General features: G+C 47.7%; 3 protein-coding genes. All 3 read left to right on the top strand.

All coding sequences use genetic code 11. The features are described 5' to 3' along the window. On the top strand, positions 1–460 hold a 460-nt coding region (locus tag ACFRAK_RS28410), incomplete at its 5' end, for a BofC C-terminal domain-containing protein (RefSeq protein WP_394573101.1). Between the two features lie 143 nt (positions 461–603). After that, positions 604–1,107 (top strand): crossover junction endodeoxyribonuclease RuvC, encoded by a 504-nt coding sequence (ruvC, locus tag ACFRAK_RS28415; protein WP_023955923.1) that lies wholly within the window; start codon positions 604–606, stop codon positions 1,105–1,107. Beyond that, the coding region (gene ruvA / locus ACFRAK_RS28420) for a Holliday junction branch migration protein RuvA (RefSeq protein WP_394573102.1) at positions 1,104–1,678 on the top strand (575 nt) is incomplete at its 3' end. The genes ruvC and ruvA, both read left to right, overlap by 4 nt.

Genomic DNA, 1,678 nt, shown 5'->3' on the forward strand with positions numbered 1-1,678 from the left:
GCAGTTGAACAAGTCCAAGTCGAAGAAGAACGTCCATCTGCGCACGACTTACGTCTGTGGGATTGAAGAACAGGAGATGGGCCGCCTGAGCGCGGATGGGGTTTATGAACTGATGAACCGTAATCCGTTGTGGCAGGGGCGACTTGATGAACATGGTGATGTCTGGCTGGAGCAAACCGTATCGGATCTGTCACCTGCATGCAAACGACAGGCTTATATGAGCGTCGATATGCAGGGCAATTTGACGCTGTTTGACGGACCACCGGAAGAAGAGAAGGTGCTGCGTACTTTTTTTCAATTGGATATCGGTTCGATGGAATCGTCACTACCACAGGATGTCATCAAGCAACTTGAGGAAGGCATTCGTATACAAGACATTGAAGAGTATAACAGCGTATTATCCACTTTCAGTGATTATGCGCGGGATATGTCTGAGAATGTTATGAAACGAAATCCTTAAATATGGAATGATTCATTCCAATAACATGGCGAGTACAGAAGCAAAGTTCTGTACCGCTATTTTTTTTCCTCAACGAACGGCTGATCTTTTGTTATAATGGGATAACGATACATATGTTCGCTTCATCAGAGGAGAGATAATTTTTGCGTATTTTAGGGATTGATCCGGGTATTGCGATCGTCGGCTTTGGTTTCGTTGATAAGGTCGGCAGTAAAGTAACCCCGGTACAATATGGATCCATTCAGACGGAAGCCCATACGCCGGATGAAGAGAGGCTTCAGCACGTCTATAATGGTATGATTCAGCTTATTGATCAATATAAACCGGAGGCTGTCGCCTTCGAGAAATTGTTTTTTAATCGTAATGTGACAACGGCAATGTCTGTATCTCAAGCCAGAGGGGTGCTCATTCTTGCGGCTGCGCAGCGGGGGCTTCCCATTGCTGAGTATACACCCATGCAGGTGAAGCAAGCGATCGTGGGATACGGGAAGGCCGAGAAGAAGCAGGTTCAGGAGATGGTCAGAATGTTCCTCAAACTGCAGAGCGTTCCCAAGCCGGACGATGTGGCGGATGCGTTAGCCGTAGCGATATGCCATGCGCACTCCTATACACTTAATTCCAAATTAAACGAGGTATTGCGAAAATGATAGATTTTTTACGTGGACAGGTCGTTCACTTAGAGAGTGAGTATATCGTGCTTGATGTTCAAGGAGTAGGGTATCGTGTGTTTTGCCCAAACCCGTATGCTTTTGCCAAGACCGAAGGGATTGTGACGGTATATACACACCATAACGTGCGGGAGGATGCTATTCTGCTGTTTGGGTTCCCGAGCCGGGATGAGCAGAAGTTATTCCGTAAATTGATTGAGGTGTCAGGAATTGGACCGCGGGTGGCGCTCGGTATTCTTGGGGGCGGTTCTCCCGAACATGTCGTATCGGCTATCTACCAAGAGAATATTTCTTTTCTTGTGAAGCTGCCGGGAATTGGGAAGAAGACGGCTCAGCGCATGATCCTCGATTTGAAGGACAAGCTCGAAGGCTTCGGGAATGCAGCTATTCATACCGGGCTGTTCGCACTTCATGAGATGGAGGAGCAGCACGATGACTCGGCATGGTCCGAAGCACGAGAGGGCTTGAAGGCACTGGGATATACAGATAGTGAGCTGGATAAGGTATGGATCAAGATGAAGGATTCTTCAGCAAGTGGAGACACAGTCGA

The organism is Peribacillus sp. NPDC056705 (assembly GCF_043656335.1).